General features: G+C 49.5%; 16 protein-coding genes, 1 tRNA gene and 2 rRNA genes (1 of these 19 running past the window's edge). 16 read left to right on the top strand and 3 right to left on the bottom strand.

Annotation, left to right across the window (positions count from 1 at the left end):
* The 15 genes from JSQ80_RS11115 to JSQ80_RS11185 all read left to right on the top strand — a co-directional run.
* Nucleotides 1-2500 (top strand): 23S ribosomal RNA (locus JSQ80_RS11115); it begins 428 nt to the left of the window's first position.
* Nucleotides 2501-2568: 68 nt separating this feature from the next.
* A 5S ribosomal RNA gene (gene rrf, locus JSQ80_RS11120) occupies nucleotides 2569-2685 on the top strand.
* An 872-nt stretch (nucleotides 2686-3557) separates the two neighbouring features.
* Nucleotides 3558-5021: an IMP dehydrogenase gene (gene guaB, locus JSQ80_RS11125; RefSeq protein WP_087434114.1), complete on the top strand. Its 1464-nt coding sequence runs from the start codon at nucleotides 3558-3560 to the stop codon at nucleotides 5019-5021.
* 121 nt (nucleotides 5022-5142) lie between these two features.
* A complete protein-coding gene (locus JSQ80_RS11130; protein ID WP_087434115.1) occupies nucleotides 5143-6540 on the top strand; it encodes a D-alanyl-D-alanine carboxypeptidase family protein in 1398 nt (465 codons plus the stop codon).
* Between the two features lie 180 nt (nucleotides 6541-6720).
* Nucleotides 6721-7602, top strand: a complete 882-nt coding sequence (gene pdxS, locus JSQ80_RS11135) for a pyridoxal 5'-phosphate synthase lyase subunit PdxS (protein WP_087434116.1) — start codon at nucleotides 6721-6723, stop codon at nucleotides 7600-7602.
* A 21-nt stretch (nucleotides 7603-7623) separates the two neighbouring features.
* Complete coding sequence (gene pdxT / locus JSQ80_RS11140) at nucleotides 7624-8217, top strand: pyridoxal 5'-phosphate synthase glutaminase subunit PdxT (RefSeq protein ID WP_206095339.1); 594 nt, start codon at nucleotides 7624-7626, stop codon at nucleotides 8215-8217.
* A 156-nt stretch (nucleotides 8218-8373) separates the two neighbouring features.
* Nucleotides 8374-9657 (top strand): serine--tRNA ligase, encoded by a 1284-nt coding sequence (serS, locus tag JSQ80_RS11145; RefSeq protein ID WP_206095340.1) that lies wholly within the window; start codon nucleotides 8374-8376, stop codon nucleotides 9655-9657.
* A gap of 81 nt (nucleotides 9658-9738) precedes the next feature.
* Nucleotides 9739-9827: transfer RNA gene (locus tag JSQ80_RS11150), tRNA-Ser, on the top strand.
* Between the two features lie 110 nt (nucleotides 9828-9937).
* Complete coding sequence (locus tag JSQ80_RS11155; RefSeq protein WP_087434119.1) at nucleotides 9938-10294, top strand: hypothetical protein; 357 nt, start codon at nucleotides 9938-9940, stop codon at nucleotides 10292-10294.
* A gap of 16 nt (nucleotides 10295-10310) precedes the next feature.
* The gene (locus JSQ80_RS11160) at nucleotides 10311-10481 is read left to right on the top strand and encodes a hypothetical protein (protein ID WP_176392853.1); all 171 of its coding nucleotides are present in this window, start codon (nucleotides 10311-10313) and stop codon (nucleotides 10479-10481) included.
* A 28-nt stretch (nucleotides 10482-10509) separates the two neighbouring features.
* Complete coding sequence (locus JSQ80_RS11165; protein WP_087434120.1) at nucleotides 10510-10668, top strand: small acid-soluble spore protein P; 159 nt, start codon at nucleotides 10510-10512, stop codon at nucleotides 10666-10668.
* 356 nt (nucleotides 10669-11024) lie between these two features.
* Nucleotides 11025-11870, top strand: coding sequence for a YitT family protein (locus JSQ80_RS11170; protein ID WP_087434169.1), 846 nt, complete (start codon nucleotides 11025-11027; stop codon nucleotides 11868-11870).
* A 149-nt stretch (nucleotides 11871-12019) separates the two neighbouring features.
* Nucleotides 12020-13075: a DUF6612 family protein gene (locus JSQ80_RS11175; RefSeq protein ID WP_087434121.1), complete on the top strand. Its 1056-nt coding sequence runs from the start codon at nucleotides 12020-12022 to the stop codon at nucleotides 13073-13075.
* Between the two features lie 117 nt (nucleotides 13076-13192).
* A protein-coding gene (locus JSQ80_RS11180; RefSeq protein ID WP_206095341.1) for an IS3 family transposase occupies nucleotides 13193-14370 on the top strand; the annotation gives its coding sequence in 2 pieces (ribosomal slippage) (nucleotides 13193-13481 and nucleotides 13481-14370; 1179 coding nt in all).
* A gap of 265 nt (nucleotides 14371-14635) precedes the next feature.
* Complete coding sequence (locus JSQ80_RS11185) at nucleotides 14636-18298, top strand: endo-beta-N-acetylglucosaminidase (protein ID WP_206095342.1); 3663 nt, start codon at nucleotides 14636-14638, stop codon at nucleotides 18296-18298.
* Between the two features lie 191 nt (nucleotides 18299-18489).
* Here the strand turns inward: JSQ80_RS11185 and tadA are convergent, their stop codons facing one another.
* Entirely contained in the window at nucleotides 18490-18972 is a 483-nt protein-coding gene (gene tadA / locus JSQ80_RS11190; protein ID WP_087434170.1) for a tRNA adenosine(34) deaminase TadA, read from the bottom strand.
* 403 nt (nucleotides 18973-19375) lie between these two features.
* On the opposite strand from tadA, the gene JSQ80_RS11195 reads away from it, so the two are divergent.
* Entirely contained in the window at nucleotides 19376-21709 is a 2334-nt protein-coding gene (locus JSQ80_RS11195; protein WP_087434123.1) for an ATP-binding protein, read from the top strand.
* A gap of 92 nt (nucleotides 21710-21801) precedes the next feature.
* Here JSQ80_RS11195 and JSQ80_RS11200 read toward each other — a convergent pair whose 3' ends face one another.
* Nucleotides 21802-22635, bottom strand: coding sequence for a flagellar motor protein MotB (locus JSQ80_RS11200; protein WP_087434124.1), 834 nt, complete (start codon nucleotides 22633-22635; stop codon nucleotides 21802-21804).
* Entirely contained in the window at nucleotides 22628-23419 is a 792-nt protein-coding gene (motA, locus tag JSQ80_RS11205) for a flagellar motor stator protein MotA (RefSeq protein ID WP_087434125.1), read from the bottom strand. Before motA ends, JSQ80_RS11200 begins: the two co-directional genes overlap by 8 nt.
* Between the last annotated feature and the right edge of the window lie 345 nt (nucleotides 23420-23764).

The raw sequence follows: 23764 nt of genomic DNA on the forward strand, positions 1-23764 counted from the left end.
ACACGTGAAACCCCGTGGGAATCTGGCAGGACCATCTGCTAAGGCTAAATACTCCCTGGTGACCGATAGTGAAGCAGTACCGTGAGGGAAAGGTGAAAAGCACCCCGGAAGGGGAGTGAAATAGAACCTGAAACCGTGTGCTTACAAGAAGTCAGAGCCCGTTAACTGGGTGATGGCGTGCCTTTTGTAGAATGAACCGGCGAGTTACGTTTACGTGCAAGGTTAAGGTGAAAAGCCGCAGCCGCAGCGAAAGCGAGTCTGAATAGGGCGAATGAGTACGTAGTCGTAGACCCGAAACCGTGTGATCTACCCCTGTCCAGGGTGAAGGTGCGGTAACACGCACTGGAGGCCCGAACCCACGTACGTTGAAAAGTGCGGGGATGAGGTGGGGGTAGCGGAGAAATTCCAATCGAACTCGGAGATAGCTGGTTCTCCCCGAAATAGCTTTAGGGCTAGCCTCGGAGTCAAGAGTCGTGGAGGTAGAGCACTGATTGGATGCGGGGCCCGCCAAGGGTTACCAAGTTCAGTCAAACTCCGAATGCCATCGACTTATATCCGGGAGTCAGACAGTGGGTGCTAAGGTCCATTGTCAAGAGGGAAACAGCCCAGACCATCAGCTAAGGCCCCTAAGTATACGTTAAGTGGGAAAGGATGTGGAGTTGCCCAGACAACCAGGATGTTGGCTTAGAAGCAGCCATCATTTAAAGAGTGCGTAATAGCTCACTGGTCGAGTGACTCTGCGCCGAAAATGTAACGGGGCTAAACGTATCGCCGAAGCTATGGCTTGCATCGTAAGATGCATGGGTAGGGGAGCGTTGTGTATCGGGTTGAAGGTAGACCGGAAGGACTGCTGGACTATACACAAGTGAGAATGCCGGTATGAGTAACGAAAAGACATGTGAGAATCATGTCCGCCGAAAGCCTAAGGGTTCCTGGGGAAGGCTCGTCCGCCCAGGGTAAGTCGGGACCTAAGGCGAGGCCGAAAGGCGTAGTCGAAGGACAACAGGTTGAAATTCCTGTACCACCGTAAGCCGTTATGAGCAATGGGGGGATGCAGAAGGATAGGGACGCGAGCTGATGGATGCTCGTCCAAGCAGTGAGGCCGGTCAGTAGGCAAATCCGCTGACCATAAGGCTGGGCTGTGACGGGGAGGGAAATTTATAGTACCGAAGGTCTTGATTTCATGCTGCCAAGAAAAGCCTCTAGCCAGGTGAAGGTGCCCGTACCGCAAACCGACACAGGTAGGCGAGAAGAGAATTCTAAGGCGCGCGGAAGAACTCTCGTTAAGGAACTCGGCAAAATGACCCCGTAACTTCGGGAGAAGGGGTGCCTCGGTAGGGTGAATAGCCCGAGGGGGCCGCAGTGAAAAGGCCCAAGCGACTGTTTAGCAAAAACACAGGTCTGTGCGAAGCCGCAAGGCGAAGTATACGGGCTGACGCCTGCCCGGTGCTGGAAGGTTAAGGGGAGTGGTTAGCCGCAAGGCGAAGCTATGAACCGAAGCCCCAGTAAACGGCGGCCGTAACTATAACGGTCCTAAGGTAGCGAAATTCCTTGTCAGGTAAATTCTGACCCGCACGAATGGCGTAACGACTTGGGCGCTGTCTCAACGAGAGATCCGGTGAAATTTTAATACCTGTGAAGATGCAGGTTACCCGCGACAAGACGGAAAGACCCCATGGAGCTTTACTGCAGCTTGATATTGGACTTTGGTACGGTCTGTACAGGATAGGTGGGAGCCTGCGAAGCCGGTGCGCCAGCATCGGTGGAGGCATCGTTGGGATACCACCCTGATCGTATCGGAGTTCTAACCTAGGACCGTAATCCGGTTCGGGGACAGTGTCAGGTGGGCAGTTTGACTGGGGCGGTCGCCTCCTAAAGAGTAACGGAGGCGCCCCAAGGTTCCCTCAGAATGGTTGGAAATCATTCGAAGAGTGCAAAGGCAGAAGGGAGCTTGACTGCGAGACCTACAAGTCGAGCAGGGACGAAAGTCGGGCTTAGTGATCCGGTGGTACCGCATGGAAGGGCCATCGCTCAACGGATAAAAGCTACCCTGGGGATAACAGGCTTATCTCCCCCAAGAGTCCACATCGACGGGGAGGTTTGGCACCTCGATGTCGGCTCATCGCATCCTGGGGCTGAAGTAAGTCCCAAGGGTTGGGCTGTTCGCCCATTAAAGCGGTACGCGAGCTGGGTTCAGAACGTCGTGAGACAGTTCGGTCCCTATCTGTCGCGGGCGTAGGAAATTTGAGAGGAGCTGTCCTTAGTACGAGAGGACCGGGATGGACGTACCGCTGGTGTACCAGTTGTCTCGCCAGAGGCATGGCTGGGTAGCTACGTACGGAAGGGATAAGCGCTGAAAGCATCTAAGCGTGAAGCCCCCTTCAAGATGAGATTTCCCAATTAGTAAGACCCCTTGAAGACGACGAGGTAGATAGGTTCGGGGTGGAAGCACAGCAATGTGTGGAGCTGACGAATACTAATCGGTCGAGGGCTTATCCTAATAACAATGATTCTAGAGCAAATGAAACTTTCGCGTTCAGTTTTCAAGGCGCAATCCTTGAATATCTGTTTGGTGGCGATAGCGGAGGGGTTCCACGCGTACCCATCCCGAACACGACCGTTAAGCCCTCCAGCGCCGATGGTACTTGGACCGCAGGGTCCTGGGAGAGTAGGACGTTGCCAAGCAGACGATATCCACTGACTTATGTCAGTGGATTTTTTGTATATAAGCAAGTCAAGCTCCCGCTTCGTCTAGGAAATGAAGAAAAACGTTGGACGAGCTGAACAGAATGCATGACAATCTAAACATAAACTCATGGCGAGCTGCATCTGCCCCAAGAGGCTGTTCCGCTTGGCCAATTGCTGAAAATCGGTATTTCCGCGTGAGAAACTGCAAATATGCTGTAGAATTTGGCTCTGCATCTCATTATAGACTCGTAACTGCAATTATGCAGTTATTATGACTAGTTATACCATTATTTGTGTGAAACAAGCATGGTGAACTGTACAAATGCAGTTCATTGGGAAATTTAGGCGCAAACAGGGCCGATTCGCTGCACTTTTGCAGTTAGAGCGTGTCAATTAATCATCGTACGAATGAATTCAGCCCATAGATAAACCAACTTATTTCTTTATACCTAAAGTATCCCTGTAAAATGATGTCTGTCCTTACTTTTATCATTGTATTTATGAATCGCATCTCTCCATCTAACTGGAATATTATGAATGAATAGGAAGACAAACAGGAAACGAAGCGTGCAATTCTGCTTTTGTGCCCATTTTCTTAGAGGAAAAGAATGATACAGTTCAGCCTTTCTCATACTAATTAAAAGTCATTTAATTTGTATACGTGGGGAGGACACTCTAGATATTGAAAATTATTGAAAAGCGTTGAAAAATCTCCTTTCATTAAAAGGCGCTTATCTTGACAGCCTTATACCGCTTTGCTAAGATTGCAATAATATATTCAGAGAGATGACGTAAATCGGAGGACAAGCCCCGTGTCGCAAGGGTTTGGCCGATGGATCGCCAATTTAAATCAAGGGAGGAACTTTCTGGTGTGGGAATCTAAGTTTGTAAAGGAAGGTTTAACATTTGACGATGTGCTGTTGGTGCCGCGTAAATCGAGTGTATTGCCACGGGAAACAGATGTATCGACGCGCTTAAGCAGCAAAGTGAAGTTAAATATTCCTTTGATTAGCGCAGGTATGGACACGGTAACGGAAGCTCCGCTTGCCATCGCAATTGCACGTGAAGGCGGAATCGGCATCGTTCACAAAAATATGCCGATTGAACGGCAAGCAGAGGAAGTTGACCGCGTAAAGCGTTCGGAGAGTGGCGTCATTACCAATCCGTTCTCTTTATCGCCAGAACATACGGTGGAAGAGGCTGATCGCTTGATGGCCAAATATCGTATTTCCGGTGTTCCGATTGTCGATGACAATCATAAGCTGGTCGGCATTTTAACGAACCGTGACCTACGCTTCGTGCATGACTTCAGTATTCTCATTAAGGAAGTTATGACGCATGAGAACCTAGTAACGGCAGCTGTTGGAACGACGCTCGAGGAAGCGGAAGTTATTTTGCAGCAGCACAAAATCGAAAAACTGCCGTTGGTGGATGAGGCGAACACGTTGAAAGGTCTCATTACGATTAAAGATATCGAAAAAGCGATTCAATACCCGAATGCGGCGAAAGACGAGCAAGGGCGTCTCCTCTGCGGCGCTGCGATTGGAATTTCGAAGGATACGTATGAACGCGCAGAAGCGCTTGTTCAAGCGGGTGTGGACGTCATTGTCGTCGATTCGGCTCATGGCCATCATATCAACATTATTGAAGCAGTCCGCAAATTGCGCGGTTTATATCCAGAGCTGACAATTATCGCAGGCAACGTCGCAACAGGCGACGCAACTCGCGACTTGATCGAAGCCGGCGCGTCCGTCGTTAAAGTCGGTATCGGACCAGGCTCCATCTGTACGACACGCGTCATTGCGGGTATCGGTGTTCCCCAAATTACGGCAGTGTACGATTGCGCGACGGTAGCGCGTGAATACGGCATTCCTGTTATCGCAGACGGGGGCATCAAATATTCCGGTGACATTACGAAAGCCATTGCAGCAGGCGCAAGCGCGGTTATGCTCGGCAGCTTGTTCGCAGGCACCGAGGAAAGCCCTGGCGAATCCGAGATTTATCAAGGACGCCGCTTCAAAGTATATCGCGGGATGGGTTCCCTTGGGGCCATGAAGCAAGGCAGCAAGGATCGCTACTTCCAGGACAATGATAATGAGAAGAAGCTTGTTCCAGAAGGCATCGAGGGGCGTGTTGCTTATAAAGGGCCGCTTGCCGATACGATTCATCAGCTTCTCGGTGGCCTTAAGGCAGGTATGGGCTACTGCGGAACGAATAATTTGAACGAATTGCAAAATGATACGTATTTCGTCAAAATCTCAGGTGCGGGTCTTCGCGAAAGCCATCCGCACGATGTGCAAATTACGAAGGAAGCGCCGAACTATTCCTTGTAACTTGCATCATTTCATGCAGATTCGACAAAGAAAGGCAGGGTATTACAACCCTGTCTTTTTTTTGCGTGGCCCGCTATGTTAGAATAGCTTCATGTGGGATTTATTCAGGAGAGGAGTTGTCGTGGTGTTGCAGCACAAACAAGCATCCAGACGCACAACATGGAAACGGGCGGTGGCGATTGTTACCGCATGTCAAATATTAAGCTTTGCCCTATTGCCTTCAGCAGGAATGGTACTGGCCGAAGCGGCAGCAACCCAAGAGAAGGGACAGCAAGCCGCTACCAATAAAGGGGCGTCTGCTCCAGCAGCGAAAGTGACCAAGGAATCGCTTGGATTGGAAGTCACCTCCGCGATCTTAATGGAAGCGAGCACGGGACAAGTGCTTGTAGATATAGATTCGAACTCGCCCAAGCCGCCGGCAAGCATGACGAAGATGATGACTGAGTATATCGTCATGGAAAAGGTAAAGAACAAGGAACTCAGTTGGGACGACGAGGTAACAACGCAAGAGCATGCTTCCCTGACGGAAGGTTCCCGTATTTTCCTGGCCAAGGGAGATAAGCATAAGGTGCGTGATTTATACATCGCCATGGCGATTGGCTCTGCCAATGATGCCACCGTTGCGCTGGCAGAACACATTGCGGGCTCGGAACCTGAATTCGTCAAGCTGATGAATGATACGGCGAAGAGATTAGGGATGACTACGGCGCATTTCATCAACTCCACAGGGCTTGGAAGGAATGATATGCCCAAGGACTATCGTCCTGAAGGCACTGATGAGACGGTAATGTCTGCAATGGACGTCGCCAAGCTTGTGCGTGCTATTGTCGTCGATCATCCAGAATTCAGCCAGTTCACGACCATTCAATCGTTCAAGTTCCGCGAGCGGGATCAGACGCCGATTACGAACTTGAATTGGATGCTGGAAGCGAACAAAAATATTACGAACTTCAAGCGCTACGCCTATCAAGGATTAGATGGAATGAAGACGGGTTTCACTGATCAAGCCCAATACACCTTTGCGGGTACGGCAGTGCGTGATAACATGCGCTTAATCTCGGTCGTTATGGGGACAAGCTCGAAGAGCGAGCGTTTCGTGCAGACGCAGAAGCTGCTTGACCACGGCTTCACCAGCTATGAGGTGAAGAGCGTCGTGGCTCCGAAGAAAGTCGTAGCCGGCGTGGAGGAAGCGCCGATTAAGAAGGGCGTCAAGACGCAAGTTCCGATTGTGACCGAATCGGGCGTATCGTTCGTTGTGCCCAAAGGTGCCAAGGTAGACGACAAAATTACGCATGCCGAGAAGTTAATCCCGGAAAATGAGCTGGTTGCTCCGATTAAAAACGGACAAAAAGTCGGAACGATTACTTTTACGTATAAAGATAAAGATGTGGAACAGAAACAGACGGTCAACCTGATCGCGTCAGAAGATGTGGAGAAGGGAAGCTGGTGGCGTCTGTTCTTCCGGGCGATCGGAGACTTTTTCGTAGATTTGTTCAAATCCATTAAAAATTTGTTCTAATCCGCACGAATTAAGGCAATCTATATGTCAATTCCGACAATATTGGTTGTCTATCCTATGGCGCATCATGTAAAATAAGTGAATGAGCCTTTATAGGCAGGTCATGTCGTCTCTAGAGGACGGTTCGTATTGGTTACGTAACGGCAAGTTAATATATATGAAATGGCGGGGGGCATTCAGATGGAAACAGGTACAGCTCGAGTCAAACGTGGTATGGCGGAAATGCAAAAAGGCGGCGTCATTATGGACGTCATGAATGCAGAGCAAGCAAAGATTGCGGAAGCGGCCGGCGCAACAGCGGTCATGGCATTGGAACGCGTTCCTTCCGATATCCGCGCGGCGGGCGGCGTTGCTCGCATGGCGGACCCGACCATCGTCGAAGAAGTGATGAAAGTCGTCTCCATTCCGGTAATGGCGAAAGCGCGCATTGGCCATTATGTAGAAGCGAAAGTTTTGGAGTCGCTTGGCGTTGATTACATTGATGAGTCGGAAGTGTTGACACCGGCCGATGAAGTGTTCCATATCGACAAGAATGAATTCACGGTTCCATTCGTATGCGGCGCGAAAGATTTGGGCGAAGCGCTTCGCCGCATCGGCGAAGGCGCGGCTATGCTCCGCACGAAAGGCGAGCCCGGCACGGGCAACATCGTGGAAGCGGTTCGTCATATGCGTCTCATCAACAGCCAAATCCGCAAAATCCAGAATTCGTCGAAGGACGAGCTGTATGCGGAAGCGAAAAATCTGGGCGTGTCCTATGATCTGCTGCTTCAAATTCATGAGAGCGGCAAGCTGCCGGTCGTTAACTTCGCAGCGGGCGGTATAGCAACACCATCGGACGCAGCGCTTATGATGCATTTGGGTGCAGACGGCGTATTTGTCGGCTCCGGTATTTTCAAATCGGACAGTCCAGAGAAGTTCGCGCGCGCAATCGTGGAGGCAACAACGCATTACCAAGATTATGCCCTTATCGCGGCAGTATCGAAGAACTTGGGTACGCCGATGAAAGGGATTGAAATTTCCAAGCTGGCGCCGTCTGAGCGAATGCAAGACCGCGGCTGGTAAGATAGAAAGAAGGTCTCACGGATGAACATCGGAGTATTAGCCCTGCAGGGCGCTGTTGCAGAACATATACGGAGCTTGGAAGCTGCGGGGGCCAAGGCGGTCTCTATTAAGCGTCCGGAGCAATTGGATGAGCTTCAGGGCCTCGTTATTCCCGGCGGCGAAAGCACGACGATCGGCAAGCTGATGCGCAAGTATGGCTTCATTGATGCGATTCGTGACTTCTCGGAGCAAGGGAAGCCCATCTTCGGCACGTGTGCGGGCCTTATCATCTTGGCAAAGCATATTGAAGGTCAGCAAGGACCGGAAGAGCCTCACCTGGGACTGATGGACATGACGGTGCTGCGCAATGCCTTTGGACGCCAACGGGAGAGCTTTGAGACGAACCTGAATGTCCGCGGCATTGATGAGCCGGTTCGAGCCGTGTTTATCCGTGCCCCGCTGATTAAAGCGGTGGGGGCTGATGTAGACGTATTGTGCGAAGTGAACGGCGAGATTGTAACGGCAAGACAAGGGCATCTGCTGGCTTGCTCGTTCCATCCGGAACTGACGGATGATGCCAATCTGCATCGTTACTTTGCCGAGATGGTTAAACAGCGCCAGAACGTAGCAGGATAAGGAATAGCAAAACACCTTGACTCCGTTCCCTGAAGGGTAGGGGTAAGGTGTTTTTATTGGAATACGAATGAAATTAGAAATGGCATAGATAGAAACGGTATGTCCTTGTCTCCAGAGAAAGGGCGATGCAGCCGTTTCTGGCAGGAGGGACAATCGGTGCTAGACATTAAGTTATTGAGAAACGAGTTCGGACGCGTGGAGCAAGCGCTGCAAAATCGGGGCAAGTCACAGGATATGATTGCAGGATTTCCAGAGCTTGACGCACGCCGCCGGGAAATGCTTCAAGAAACCGAGCAGTTGAAAAATCGACGCAACGTCGTATCTCAGGACGTAGCGAAGAAGAAGAAAGCCGGGGAGTCGGCAGACGATCTTATTGCCGAAATGCGTGAAGTCGGCGATCGCATTAAAGCGTTGGATGAGGACATCCGCTCTATTGAAGCGCAGATGGAGGAAATGACGCTGGCCATTCCGAACGTTCCTCACGAGAGCGTGCCTATCGGCTTGTCTGAGGATGACAATGTAGAAATTCGCCGTTGGAGCGAACCGAGAACATTTGCATTCGAATTCAAGGCGCATTGGGATTTGGCGCAGGATCTGGGTGTGTTGGACTTCGAGAGAGCAGGCAAGGTGACGGGCTCGCGCTTCGTATTCTACAAAGGAGCGGGTGCGCGCCTAGAGCGTGCGCTGATCAGCTTCATGCTGGATGTGCATACAATGCAGCACGGGTACGAAGAGGTGCTTCCGCCGTTCATTGTTAACCGTGACAGCTTGATTGGCACAGGTCAGCTGCCGAAGTTCGAAGAGGATTTATTTAAGCTGCAGGGAACGGATTATTATCTGATTCCAACGGCAGAAGTGCCGGTAACCAACCTGCATCGTGATGAAATTCTCAATGTGGAAGAACTTCCGCGGTATTATACGGCGTACAGCGCCTGTTTCCGTTCTGAAGCGGGCGCTTCAGGAAGAGATACGCGCGGCTTGATTCGTCAGCATCAGTTCAACAAGGTTGAGATGGTCAAGCTGGTCAAGCCGGAGGATTCGTATGCGGAGCTGGAGTCGTTAACGGAACATGCCGAGAAAATATTGCAGTTGTTGAAGCTCCCGTACCGTGTAATGGCGCTTTGTGCCGGAGATCTTGGCTTCAGCTCGGCCAAAACGTACGATCTCGAAGTATGGCTGCCGAGCAGCGGCACGTACCGCGAGATTTCGTCCTGCTCCAACTTTGAGGATTTCCAAGCGCGCCGCGCGAGCATTCGCTTCCGCCGCGATACGAAGTCGAAGCCGGAATTCGTGCATACGCTGAACGGATCGGGTCTGGCTATCGGACGCACGGTTGCGGCAATTATGGAGAACTACCAGCGGGCAGACGGATCGATTGAAATTCCAGAGGTGCTCCGTCCTTACATGGGTGGATTGGATGCCATTCAGCAGAAGAAATAGGCAAGAAGGAATAGTTGCGCTACAGACAAAAACATGATAAAATAATGACTGTTCGATCTTTCTTTCGGACAGTCATATTGTGGAGAGGTACCGAAGTGGTCATAACGGGGCGGTCTTGAAAACCGTTAGGGTGCAAGCCCACATGGGTTCGAATCCCATCCTCTCCGCCATTATATACTTTGTAATTGGAACCCGCATCTTTCTTGGATGTGGGTTTTTTGCTGTATAAAATAATGGCCCCATCCGCAAACTGTTAATGAATAGTGGAGGTGTGGGTCTTATGAATAATGAAAAGGCAGTGCAAGTCGATCAATACCGACTCGTCAATGAATGGCAGCAGACGCTGCCGAGAAAGCTGGAACAGGGAGACAAAGCAACCGTCTTGCCAGATGGTTCAAATCCGCAAGGGCTTATTATCCATATCGATACCGCAGGCCGGCAAATGTATTCATTTGACTTTCAGTGCGCTTATGTGGACTCCCGGGAAGTGGACTTGCAATTACTCGATGTGGAGCGGGATGGCGTGCATGTGGATGAGCGCACACAGGTCATTCAGGAACTGGCACAGAACTATATGCGGCATATTCATGAATGCGCCCAGGAATTGCACGATGTCACACACCATGGAGAATCATGATTCAGGAGGGATGAATATGACGAAAGCCAAAGGCCGCTTGGATAAGAACTTGAGCGGTGTCGTCAAAGATTTGGATGCGGCGCCCGTCAACAGCCATCAAGCTCAGCAAATACAGCAGGATCGGAATGATCGCCGTCATCAGGACGCGTTAAATCATGACAAGCCGACAGATATGGGGCATTTATAATACAAGGTAGAAAGGGAGCGACGAAGTTATGAGCAAGCCGAAATCGGTTCCGGTACCAAGTGCGGGCAAGAATCAGCCTAACCGCCATCACGCAGGCAATGAGCGCGGGGCGATGCAAGAACCGCTCTCAGGGTCGAAGAAAGTGAAAAATGCCAACCACGTGCACCACAATAACCCGGAGGGGTAAGAATCGATGGAACGGCACGTTCGAAATGATTAAGGAAGAGCATGGTTTTCCCCGCTATATGGGGAAAGATCCACGCTCTTTTATTTTTTTACAGGGAAATTGATCCGTTGGGTCCAATCTTGATACAAAGTTCGGTATAATAATAATAGTGACAAAAAAGTAACTAAAGAGAGGTGAACGCGGTGACCAATCGTAAAAATGAACACGATCGACTAGATCAAAGCACTTTTTCGCAGCACCCGGTCGAGCAGATTGCTGCGGCTCAGGAGCAGCAAGAGATAGGGCAGGCTATTGAACAGCTGACTTCTATAGAAGCGGCAGCGCTTGCCTCCATACAATGCCAGCAGCATTCGAAGATGGGGCTTGTAAAGCTGTTGAAACGCATAATTTTCGTAAGTATTGGTGCCGTGCTGATGGGGGTGGGCCTAGAGCTGTTCCTCGTCCCCAATCAGATTACGGACGGCGGAGTGACTGGCATTTCCATTATTATTTCACATGTTACGGGCGTACCGTTAGGCGTCTTTCTTTTCATTCTGAATCTGCCCTTTCTCATCATGGGGTATAAACAAATCGGCAAAACATTTGCCCTCTCCACGCTGCTTGGAGTCGCCGTTATGTCGCTAAGCACGGCGCTATTGCATCCGGTGGCGGCATTTACAGAGAACACGTTTCTTGCAGCTGTATTCGGAGGGATTATTCTTGGAATCGGCGTGGGGATGGTCATTCGCTTTGGCGGATCGTTGGACGGTACGGAAATTGTGGCCATTTTGCTGAATAAAAGGACGCCCTTTTCTGTCGGCGAAATCGTCATGTTTTTCAACCTGTTCATTCTATCCAGCGCAGGATTCGTATTTGGATGGGACCGGGCCATGTACTCGCTTATTGCCTACTACGTCGCATTTAAGATGATTGATATTACGGTGGAAGGCTTAAACGATTCCAAATCGGTCTGGATTATTAGCGATAATCATAAAGCGATTGGCGATGCGCTGTTGAGCCGTCTTGGCCGCGGGGTAACGTACATGCAGGGGGAAGGCGGATATTCAGGAGACGAGAAAAAAGTCATCTTTACCGTGATTACCCGGCTGGAAGAAGCCAAGTTGAAGTCTATTGTGGAAGAGCATGATCAGCAAGCGTTTTTGGCGATTGGCAACATCCATGACGTGAAGGGTGGTCGCTTTAAGAAGAGAGATATTCACTAAAAAGGGAATGCATAGGACCTATTGCGTATGTCAATGAAATGCTTCATAAAATATATTTCCAAGGAACTATTTTCAATCTTATACGTATAGGTTAATATGTATTGGGTTAATTTAGACATCATTTATAAGGAATAGGGGAGCTGAATTCAATGAACAGATGGATGAAAAGCGCGGTGGCCATCGTATTTGCCTTCGCCTTAATCATCACGGGTTGCGGTGCGAAGAGCAATCCGAAAGAAGCGGTAGAAGGTGCTTTTGGCAAGTCGCTCGAAATGAAATCATATTCTTTTAATAGTTCGATTAAGATCGATGATTTCTTGGTAAACGCAGCAAGCGCAACATCGGATCCAAATGCGCAGATGGTAATGAGCATGCTGAAGAACGCTGAGCTGAGCGTTAACGGTGTGGTGCAGCAAGAACCGCTGCAGATGGAAGCGAATTTGGAAGTCAACTTGAAGGGCGATATGGCCTTAACCTTTACACTTCCGATCGTAATGAATCAAGATAAGATTTGGGTGAAGGTCCCTAATATTCCGACACTTCCGCTTCCGCAAGATCTGGTCGGCAAATTCATCGAGTTGGATTTGAAGCAATTGGCTGAAGAGTCGGGCGAGCCGCTTCCGACGGCTGCTGACATCAAGAACATGCAGAAGTTTTCCAATGACTTGTTCAAAGCAATTGTAGGCAAATTCGACGAGAAGACATTCTTCTCGACAGTAGATAAGAAAGATGCAGGTTTGCCGGATACAGTTAAGGCGAAAGAAATTGTGAAGTTCAACGTAACGAACGAGAATTTCGAGCAGTTCGCTACAACCTTTGCCAAAGACGCGCTTCCGGCCATAACAGAGGTAGTGAGCAAGGAAGAATACCGTAAGCTGCTTCAAATAGAGCAGTCTGACATTGATGAGATGAAGAAAGAGCTTCAATCTGATGATAACGAATTGAAAAAAGGCATTGAAGAAATTAAGAAAACGATGAAGATTAACGAGCTTAGCTTGACTACGGCCATTGATAAAGATCAATTCCCTGCGTATCAGCAAATCGTAGCGAACCTTGAATTTACAGAGAACGGCCAACAGGCGAAAATCGCTGCCCGCATTACGAACGAATATACGAACATCAATGGAAAAGCAGAATTTAAAATCGGCATTCCAACAGATGTAGTTACGATGGAACAACTGGAACAAATGTTCGGCGGATATTAATATCGTCGTAAAAAACCGGCCCTATTCAGAGGGTGGTATTATCCCCTTTAAGTAGACACTCAAAAAAAACCTTGTGCTATCATGAGGAACAAGAGTGAACTTGGAGGGGATTTTTCTATGGCTAGAAAGGGACAAGTGTTTCAACAGTATACCGAAGAATTCAAACTAGCAGCAGTCAAAGCGTATTTAGAAGGGAAGGCCAGCTATAAAACGGTAGCGGAAAAGTTAGAAATCAGAAACTGTACCCAATTAAAAGTATGGGTAAGGAAGTGGCAGCATGGAGAAGCGTTCGATATCCGTAAAGGGGTATCGAATCTTCTTAAGGGACGTCCGCGTACAGCCTTTGACACTGTAGAACAAGAACGGGATTATTTGAAAGCACAGGTCGATTACTTAAAAAAGCGGTATCCAAATCTGGTAAAGGAGGCACGCTCCGTTCGCAGGATAACTACCAAGTGATTGAAGAGCTGCGTGATCTCTATGATGTTACGCGTTTGTTAGCCATTGCGGGGGTACCTAGGGCTAGTTATTACAAGTGGCGAGCGACACGGTCATTAAGGGCCGAAAGACAAACAAGGGATCACGAGATCAAGGAGCACATGATGGCTATTCACTTTGCGCACCCCTATTTTGGATATCCTCGTATGATGACAGCTTTATGGGAGGCTGGTTATCGTATTAACCATAAAAAAGTATGGCGGCTTATGAAGGAATTATCTATCCAGTCCGTCATTCGCAAGAAACGAAAGCGTTCTAGTTCTACGCCTTCCGTCGTGTATCCTAACCGATTGAAGCGTCAATTCCATGCTGTAGGTCCGCAGCAGAAGCTAGTCACCGATATTACGTATATCTCCGACGGCACACGCTTTTATTACCTGTCGGCGATACAAGATCTGTTCAACAATGAAATTGTGGCTTGGCAATTATCCGAGCGAAACGACGTAAAGCTGGTGCTGGATACGATTGAGCAGTGGACACGAAAAAGAGACGTTTCGGAAGCCGTGCTCCATTCGGATCAGGGCTTCCAGTACACGTCTCAGGCCTACAACTCACGATTGGAAGCATTCAGCGTCAAAGGCAGCCACTCTCGCAAAGCAACCTGCCTGGATAACGCCTGCATCGAATCCTTCTTTTCGCATCTCAAAACAGAGAAGTTGTATCTTCAGCAGTGTACGTCAGAAGTTGAGATTCATCAAGCTGTAGAAGAGTATATCTACTTTTATAATTATCAACGCTTTCAAGCCAAACTCAAACAGCGCGCGCCAATTGAGTATCGGCACGCGCTGGCTGCATAGCTTTTTTCATCTGTCTACTTGACAGGGGTATGACCAGGGTCGGTTTTTTGTTGGTTGCGCGTGGATTCGCATAATGATGGCCGGTCTCCCCTGATAATGTGCCCCAACATACAAAAAACTACATCTTTTCCCTTTGAAATCCTTGAAAATAGCGCTTACATGAAATAAATACAACGTTCCTTTAGTTTGTACACTATCTACTCCCTGGTAAAAGGAGCACAATGAGTTAAAGCGTTTACATTACATAAAAGGGGTTAGAATTCACATGAAGAAGAAGCATTCGCCATGGAAAGTCTTGCTCGCAACTACACTCCTCTGCAGCTCTTTGACTGCATTTGCTCCCAGCGCTTTTGCCGAGCAACCGTATTCACCTTATTGGTTCCCGCAAGATCTGAAGCAATGGCAGCCTGGTACAAACAAAGATGATGCATTCAACAAGTCAAGCATTCCGCTAGCAGATCGCTTTAAAGGCAAGCCCGTCAACGATACGGCGTCACCGGATCGCAGCGTCACTCATTTGGCTAGCATGCAAGCGCATACAATAGGTTTCCCTTCTCAAGGCTCTGATGACTTTCACGCGTACGCGTTCGGGTATTGGCAGTACATCGATCAATACGTTGCATGGGGCGGTTCTGCCAAGCAAGGTATCATTGTAGCACCAAGCGCCGACGTCATCGATGCCGCGCATAAGAACGGCGTTCCGGTACTTGGCACCATATTCTTCCCGCCGAACGCCTACGGCGGTGATATCGAGTGGCTGCGTGAAGTCGTACAAGAAGAGAATGGCCGTTTCCCGATTGCGGACAAATTAATTCAAGCCGCTGAATACTATGGATTTGACGGATGGTTCATCAATCAAGAGACACATGATGGCACCGTGGAAGATGCCGCTCAAGTCCAGAAATTCATGAAGTATTTCCAGGAACATAAACCTGCGGACATGAAGCTGCTCTGGTATGATTCGATGGTCAAAGACGGTAATGTCAGTTGGCAGGATGCTTTGAACGAGAAAAACGAATCATTCTTGCAGCACGGCAGCCAACGCGTGTCCGACAACATGTTCGTCAACTTCAACTGGTTCAAGAAAGGCACTGTCGCCAGCTCCATTGAGAAAGCCAAGCAATTAGGCCGCCAGCCTCAAGACCTGCTGTTCGGCATCGACGAGCAAGCGCGCGGCTTCAGCCCGAACTGGAACAAGCTGTTCGAGCAGAGCAATGAGGCTTCTGTCGGCTTGTACCGTCAAGATTGGACGACGTTCCATAATTCGGAGGACACGGAAGATTTCTATAATAAAGAGAGCATGTATTGGATTGGCTTGAACGGCACGCCAGAACGTCCGGTTAAGGACGGCGCGTATTGGAAGGGCGTTTCTAATTATATTGTGGAAAAATCAGTCGTCAATGACATGCCATTCGCGACGCACTTCAACACGGGTCATGGCAAGCAGTTCGCCGTTTTGGGCGACCTGGTGTCCAATAAGACTTGGAACAACTTGAGTCTGCAGGACATCATGCCGACATGGCGCTGGATTACGCAGAGCGACGGCGACCCGCTGAAAGCGAGCTTTGATTTTGACCGTGCGTATTACGGAGGAAGCTCGCTGAAACTGGAAGGACATCTGTCCCCGCAGAACAGCACGACGGCGAAGCTGTACGCAGCAGACTTGACGGTTAGTGAGCCTACTGTCGTATCCGCAACCTATTTCTCAAATGCGAGCCATTTCGACGTGAAGCTTGGACTCACCTTCAAAGATCAACCGAATGATGTCGTCCTTGTCAATCCGGAAGGCATTGCAGATAGTGGAGTAGCCGTTGAGCGGACTGTTACGGCTGCGACTTATCGCCAAGGTCCTGATCTAGCTCCCAGACACGCTGCGGATACGTTAACAGCGGCAACACCAGCAACCGAGCCGGAATATACTGCTTCCGTAACGGACAGCGTGTACAAGCCAGGACAATGGAATACGATGAAGTACTCATTGAAACCTTATGCAGGACGTCAAATTTCCGAGTTGTCCCTCTATGTAGGCAGTGAGCAGGACATTGCTGATTTCTCTGTCAATATCGGTGAATTGTCCGTGTATAACGAATCGAGGCAGGCTCTCCCTTCGGGGGTGTCGAACTTATCCGTTATGGACAATGAAGTGAAAGAAGGCATTTATAGCGACATTCGCTTGTCTTGGGACAAATTGTCCAGCGAAGTGCACCACTATGAAGTATACCGGGTGAATCAAGACGGTTCGAAGACGTTCTTAGGCGCGACGCCGAATTCGGCGTATTATGTGCCGAACATTCGCCGTGAAGGCAAAGAACCGCATTCAACACTTGAGATCGTTGCTGTTAGCCCGCAATTCACGCGTGGCGAATCGGCCCGTGTCAGCATGGAATGGCCCGCTTATCCAAAGCCTCGCGCTGATTTCACCGCAGAGCATGTTGTTGTCGAGCCAGGCGAAGCTGTGAAGTTCATCGATAAGTCTTCTGAAGTAACGGAAGCTCGCAGCTGGGAATTCCCAGGGGGTACGCCTTCGTCCAGCACGGATAAGAACCCTGTTGTCGTGTATGACAAGGAAGGAACGTATCCGGTCGTTTTGACTGTCAAAAATAGCGAAGGCGAAGACGTGCAGCGACAAGAGCAATTCATCCGCGTCACTCGAGATGAAGTTGCGTTGGCTCGCAATTTGGCGCTCGACAAGAAGGTCACCGCAAGCAGCTTCGTCAGTGATGGCGAAGCGCCGCAGTTCGCTGTGGACGGCAAAGTGACAGATAACAGCAAATGGTGTGCCGTATATACGTCAAAGGACAAGTTCCCTCACTGGATGGTCGTTGATTTGGGCAAAGATGCGAAGCTGAGCAAATTTATCATTCATCACGCTGAAAGCGGCGGTGAAGGTCCGTCCTTGAATACGCGAGGATTCAAGATTCAGCTCAGCAATGATGGGGAGAATTGGACCGATGCGGTCACGGTGACGGATAACAGCTCGGCTGTATCCACACATCAGATTCCGCTGACGAATGCGCGTTACGTGAAGCTGATTACGACGCAACCGTCTCAAACTTGGGCAGACGTTGCTGCGCGGATTTATGAATTCGAGGTTCACGGCGTCTATGCGAAGAAGACAGACGGCAACGGCAGCTCGGGCGACAACGGTGCAAGCGACAATGGAAACAACAGCAACAACGGCACAAACGACAACGGGAATAGCAATAACAGTGCAAATGACAATGGAAACAGCAGCGGTACAAGCGACAACGGAGACAGCAGCAACAGCAGCAATGACAGCACATCTGCAACCGGTATGCCGCTACCGGATACGACCGCTGACCAATCCGAATCCGGGAACAAATCCGGAGACGATACAACAAGCGGTAAAGGGACGAATGAGACAAAGCAGCCTGTTGCATTCACCGATCTGAACGGACACTGGGCACAGGATGCGATTCAACGCCTGATTAAAGAACAGGTTATCACCGCTTATCCAGATGGCACGTTCAAGCCGCAGCAAAGCATGACACGTGCGGAAGCGGCAGCCATGTTCGCGCGAGCGCTGCAATTGAACCCGGACCAAGCAAGCTCCGTCCAATTCACGGATGTGGCTGACAATCATTGGGCGCAAGGGTTCATCGAAGCTGCAGCACAGCAAGGCATTATCGCGGGCAAAGATGCGAAGAAGTTCAAACCGAACGATTCGATTACACGCGAAGAACTGTCCGTGATGATCGTTCGCGCATTGAAGCTGACTGACGGCGCGCAAGCATTATCGTTCTCTGACCGTGATGCCGTAGCATCGTGGGCACTCGAAGCAGTAAAGATCGCAGCAGGCCATAATCTCGTGAAGGGCTATCCGGATGGAACCTTCCAACCGAAGCAATCGGTCAGCCGGGCCGAAGCAGCTCTGATGATAAACCGTGTTATGGACAAGCTTCAATAGTGTATTTTCCCATATAAGCCGCCTCCAGGGTCAGCTACAAACTCGTTCGAATTTTGGCGGACATTGAAAAAATTCTAGGCTGCAAGCTGGTACCTGTGTTCAACGGGGGCCAGCTTGTTTACCTTCCTTAGGGGACATATTTTACATTTGATTAGCCATGCCGTAGATCTACGAGGGGCACCACTGACCGATTACTCTTTTTTGCGCAGACGGCGAAAGAACTGGGTCAGCATGGCCGCGCATTCGTCTCGCAGAACGCCATCGATTACGTCCGCACGGTGATTGAAACGGGGCTCCTGCAGCAGGTTCATAAGCGTTCCCGCGCATCCCGCCTTCGGATCGGTCGTCCCGTAGACGACATGCGGAACGCGCGATTGCACGATGGCTCCAGCGCACATGGGACATGGCTCCAGAGTAACGTACAACGTGCAATCAAGCAGACGCCATGCCTGCAGGGCTTCGCTCGCTTGTCTTATGGCAATCATCTCGGCGTGGGCGGTGGAATCAAGCGTCGTCTCGCGCAGGTTGTAGCCACGGCCGATAATTTCGTCTCCGCGGACGACGATGGCGCCAATCGGCACTTCGCCGATGGCCTCGGCTTTCTTCGCTTCTTCCATGGCGATACGCATCCAATGCTCGTGCTGCTTCATATTTTGCGGTTCAAATGGTTGCATGCTCAAACAAAAAACTTCCTTTCTTGGACAACATTTTAGACTCGGCTAATGGGTAGACGCCAAGGTGTGCAAAAGTCTAATCGTTATTCCCCGAACAAATATTCGTTGTTAACACTCTGTGCACAAGTATGTGGATAAGTTCAGTTTTACTCACACTATTATACACATATTATCCATAACTGTTCACATTATGTGAATAAGTTGTTGATAACTATTTTGTTTCGCATAATGCGACTTCGAACGCTACAATTATACTCTCTACCAGCAGTATTATCCAAAAACGATAGACAAATCGCTGCAAATTAAGATATGATTCGTAGAGAAGCTACAAATAAATACAACATTTGTCAGGAATATTCGCCGTTATTAACAGGCGAGATGATAGACCTGATAGAGGTGAAGCATGCGACTTTCAATCAAAGCCAAGTTATCCATCTCCATATCTATTATAGTACTGGTTGTTCTTCTGCTTCATATGGTCCTCACCTACAATATTACCAAGGACAAGCTTATCGAAGAAATACAGCAGCGTATGAATGTAATCGCGCAACAAATCAACGTATCGGTCCAGCAATCTCGATTGACCGCTAAGTCATTTGAAGTGCAGTTGGCAGAAAAGCTGCAAATAGCCTCCATGTATGCAGCGGGCAAGCTCCCTCCCCGTATCGACCAAATATCAGACAAGCAGCTGCAGTCGCTCTGCAAAGAGCTGGGCATCTCCGATATGTCCTTGCTTCGCGCGTTGCCTGACGGCAGCGATATTATTATAGAGCGTTCATCGGATCCAAGCGAAGTCGGGATGTCCACAAAAAAATGGGGATATTGGCATGCAGCGTTTCAAGAACTGCTTGAGACGCAACAGGTCTCGATTGCAAAAGGGGAGAAGCTGAAGAACTTCTGGTCCGGCCCGTTCGATGTATCCACGTCAAATCCGAATCATATCGATAAATGGGGATATTATTACGATGGCAAGCGGGATTACATTATTAATCCGTATATTCGCGATGATCGAGTGGATACGTTCCTTGAACTGACCAAGCCGGATAATCTAATCGAGCAGACGGTCAAGGCCCAAGCGAGCGTCATCGAAATTGCGGCGCTCAACCCGGAAACATTCGACAGACCGCCGAAAATGACCGTTCGTCACGATGGCATTCAATTTGTCAGCCAGCAGGACAATGCGGTGTTATACGGGAGTTATACTTTAAAGCACGACCATGACAAGCATTATATGGATGAGGCGATGGAGCAAAAGAAGCCGTTGTTCTACGAAGGACAGTTCGGTAACAGGGCCATCATTAAAGGGTTCGTCCCGATTCAGGCCGAGAAGCCGTATGTGTTGAATATTGCGATGGATTTCGATTCGCTCATGTCGGCGCTGCATGATCAATTGATGCGCAATATCGCGATTGGCGTCGTCCTGTTGGAGATCGTCCTCATTAGCAGTTATATATTATCCGGGATGCTGATTCGTCCGATTCAAGCGATATTAAATAAAGTGAACATGATTTCGGTCGGACATTTTCATACGAAATTGAGCATTGAGCGGAAAGACGAGCTGGGACTTCTCGCGCAGCGGATTAACTCGATGGCCCGCAATCTCGATATGTCCACAGAACGGCTGCGCACATTATATGAAGAGAACCGGGCGATGAAGGAGCATTTGGAGTCGTTCATCAACCAATCCAAAGACGCGATTCATGTCACCAATTTGCAAGGGCAGATCGAACGCGTCAATCAAGCTTTTGTCGATATGTACGGATGGACGACAGAAGAGGTAATCGGCCGTCCGCTGCCCAATATACCAGAGAACTTGAGAGACGAGGAACGCAAGATCGAAGAGTCGCTGCATGCGGGTGACCCAGTAAGCATCCGGGAGACGGAGCGGCTTACGAAGGATGGACGTCTGCTCGATGTGAGCGTCAGCACGTCGCCTATCTATAATGAAGCGGGCGAATGCATCGCTTGGGCGAGCATCACGCGGGATATGACGAACCGCAAGCGGATGGAAGAGCTGCTCAGACGTTCTGAGAAGCTGACGACGGTCGGTCAATTGGCAGCGGGAGTCGCGCATGAAATCCGCAATCCGCTGACGACGCTGCGCGGATTTTTGCAGCTGCAGCAGCAGACGAAGCGGATGAATGAAGGGCATGTGGACATGATGCTGTCTGAGTTGGATCGGATTAATCTCATTGTCAGCGAGTTTCTTATTTTGGCGAAGCCGCAAGCCGTAAGCTTCCAGCCAAAGGATGTGCGTATTATATTGCAGGAGGTTCTTTCCCTGTTAGACAGTCAAGCGCATTTATACAACATTAAATTCGTGACGTATTTCGATCAGGAGATTCCGATGGTCAATTGTGAAGAGAATCAGCTTAAGCAGGTGTTCATCAACATTATTAAGAACGGAATGGAAGCGACGACGGGCGAAGGGGAGATCGAACTGCGCATAGAAGCTCGGGGAACCGAAGAGGTGTTCATCATCATTAAAGATTACGGCATAGGCATTCCGGCCGAGCATCTGGAGCGTCTTGGCGATCCGTTCTTTACCAATAAAGAGCAAGGAACCGGCCTTGGCTTGATGGTCAGCCAGCGCATTATTCATAATCACCGGGGAACGATGGATATTGCAAGCGAGCTGAATAGGGGTACACAAGTCACGATTGCTCTTCCGGCGGTAGAGGCTGTGGCAGTGGAAAGCGGGTCCTGTCCACTTCTGCGAAGCGGTATCCTATCATAAATAAATACAGAGTGCCCTGCAGTATACGATAAGGAATTTATCGTTATACGTGCAGGGCACTCTTATATGAAAGCGCATATGCATAGATTGAGTTATTTCCCTGGCGGTTCCGTGTCGGTATCGGCCTCGCTTGCGTTGCTTCCTCCGGGAGCCTGCTTGTCCGTAAATTTACGAAGCACGGATACCTCGACGCGGCGGTTCTTCGCTTTGCCTTCTTCCGTGGCATTGTCCGCAACCGGATGATATTCACCCATCCCAACGGCCTTGAAGAGCTTAGGGTCCATACCCGAACGCTCCAGAACGACCTTCATAAAGCTGAGCGCCCGCGCCGAGCTCAGATCCCAGTTGGACTCGAAGCGGCTGTTCCGTATTGGACGATTGTCGGTGTGACCACTAATTACGACCTCATATCCTTGATACTGCTTCAGCATATCTCCAATAGTGAGGGCCAGCTGCTTCGAATCCTTCTTCAAGCTGGCTTTCCCCGAATCATAGAGCGCGCTGTCCTTAATCGTAATCTTCAGCTCCGAATGATTGAGCTTCGTGTTGAGCTGGTCGGATAATCCGTTGCTGGCAATATAATTGTTCAACTTGCTTTGAAGCTGTTCCAGCTGCTCCTGCTCATGCTTTGCTTGCAGCATATATTGGTCCTGCTCGCGACTGCGTGATTTGGATGGGCTAGGCTCGAATTCCCCTGAACGTGAGCTATCGGACCGAATGACGGCCGTTTCATCCAAAACACCCACACCGCCGCTAAAGGCGACGCTGAATGCTTGGCTCATCTGCTCGAACTTCTTCGCATCAACCGCGCTCATGCCGTATAACACGATGAATAGTGCAAGCAGCAGTGTTAAAATATCGGCATACGGGATGAGCCAAGATTCGTCGGCATGCTCTTCGTGTGGCTGGCTGCGCTTTTTACTCATTGCGAGCCTCCTCCTTTACCCCCATTTCGGCGCGTTCTTTCGGAGTCAAGAAGACAGACAGCTTTTGATTAATGGCAATGGTAGACACGCCCGATTGAATCGACAACAATCCTTCTACCATCATCAGCCGAATTTCGATCTCGCTGTGCGACAGGCGTTTCAGCTTGTTAGCAATCGGGTGCCACAGCACATAACCGGAGAATATCCCCATCAACGTCGCGACGAAAGCGGCTGCGATGGCCTTGGTCAAATGTTCCATCTCGGACATGTTCCCCAGAGCGGCGATAAGTCCGATAACGGCGCCCAACACCCCAAGCGTCGGCGCGTACGTTCCGGCCTGGGAGAATATTAAAGCTCCCGCGCGGTGACGTTCTTCTGTTTCGTGAATATCCTCCATCAATACATCCCGAACAAAATCTTGGTCATTACCGTCAATAATCATTCGCATTCCATTGCGAAGGAACTCATCGGGAATATCGTCAATATGCGACTCCAGCGCCAGCAAGCCTTCGCGGCGGGTAATGCTGGCCCATTCCATAAACATTTGAATCAGTTGAACCCGGTTGATAAGCTCCTGCTTCTTGAATATCATGCCGAAGAGCTTCGGAAATTTCTTAATTTCTTTCATCGGGAAAGCGATGAAAAGCGAAGCCGCTGTACCGACGAAAATAATCATAATAGCGGCGGGATTGACGAGGCTTGTTAGAGGAGCCCCTTTGAAATACATCCCGAGCGTAACGGAGACGATACCGAGAATTAGACCAATAATAGTAGACAGTTCCATGTTTCCCTACACACCTCATCCATGAGTATAATGTGCTTCCTGCGTCCCGCATTCGACAGCGTTCAACGGAATGCGTGAAAAAATGATGCAACACCTATTTTATCGGCAAAAGAGGCTCAATATTTTAATACAAAACCGCTTATAAGTTTCACAGAGGTCCATCCATAGATGAAAAATCCGCTATGACTTGAGTAGTGACATGGGCTAGGCCTCTTTTGCCATATTTCATTCAGGAAATTTTTGATTGACATTTATTGTGCGAGAGTCATACAATATCATTCAAATACTAAGTAAATCGATCGGAATATATGCATATAGAGAGACGGAGCGAAAGAGGTGATATTC

Origin of the sequence: Paenibacillus apiarius (assembly GCF_017052585.1) — a bacterium.
Lineage (GTDB): Bacteria > Bacillota > Bacilli > Paenibacillales > Paenibacillaceae > Paenibacillus_B > Paenibacillus_B apiarius.

Excerpts from the sequence above, each read along its gene's own strand:
- pdxS (WP_087434116.1), top strand. The coding sequence starts at position 6,721 with ATGGAAACAGGTACAGCTCGAGTCAAACGTGGTATGGCGGAAATGCAA.
- pdxT (WP_206095339.1), top strand. The coding sequence starts at position 7,624 with ATGAACATCGGAGTATTAGCCCTGCAGGGCGCTGTTGCAGAACATATA.
- JSQ80_RS11155 (WP_087434119.1), top strand. The coding sequence starts at position 9,938 with ATGAATAATGAAAAGGCAGTGCAAGTCGATCAATACCGACTCGTCAAT.
- JSQ80_RS11160 (WP_176392853.1), top strand. The coding sequence starts at position 10,311 with ATGACGAAAGCCAAAGGCCGCTTGGATAAGAACTTGAGCGGTGTCGTC.
- JSQ80_RS11165 (WP_087434120.1), top strand. The coding sequence starts at position 10,510 with ATGAGCAAGCCGAAATCGGTTCCGGTACCAAGTGCGGGCAAGAATCAG.
- JSQ80_RS11170 (WP_087434169.1), top strand. The coding sequence starts at position 11,025 with ATGGGGCTTGTAAAGCTGTTGAAACGCATAATTTTCGTAAGTATTGGT.
- JSQ80_RS11175 (WP_087434121.1), top strand. The coding sequence starts at position 12,020 with ATGAACAGATGGATGAAAAGCGCGGTGGCCATCGTATTTGCCTTCGCC.
- JSQ80_RS11185 (WP_206095342.1), top strand. The coding sequence starts at position 14,636 with ATGAAGAAGAAGCATTCGCCATGGAAAGTCTTGCTCGCAACTACACTC.
- tadA (WP_087434170.1), bottom strand. The coding sequence starts at position 18,972 with ATGCAACCATTTGAACCGCAAAATATGAAGCAGCACGAGCATTGGATG.
- JSQ80_RS11195 (WP_087434123.1), top strand. The coding sequence starts at position 19,376 with ATGCGACTTTCAATCAAAGCCAAGTTATCCATCTCCATATCTATTATA.
- JSQ80_RS11200 (WP_087434124.1), bottom strand. The coding sequence starts at position 22,635 with ATGAGTAAAAAGCGCAGCCAGCCACACGAAGAGCATGCCGACGAATCT.
- motA (WP_087434125.1), bottom strand. The coding sequence starts at position 23,419 with ATGGAACTGTCTACTATTATTGGTCTAATTCTCGGTATCGTCTCCGTT.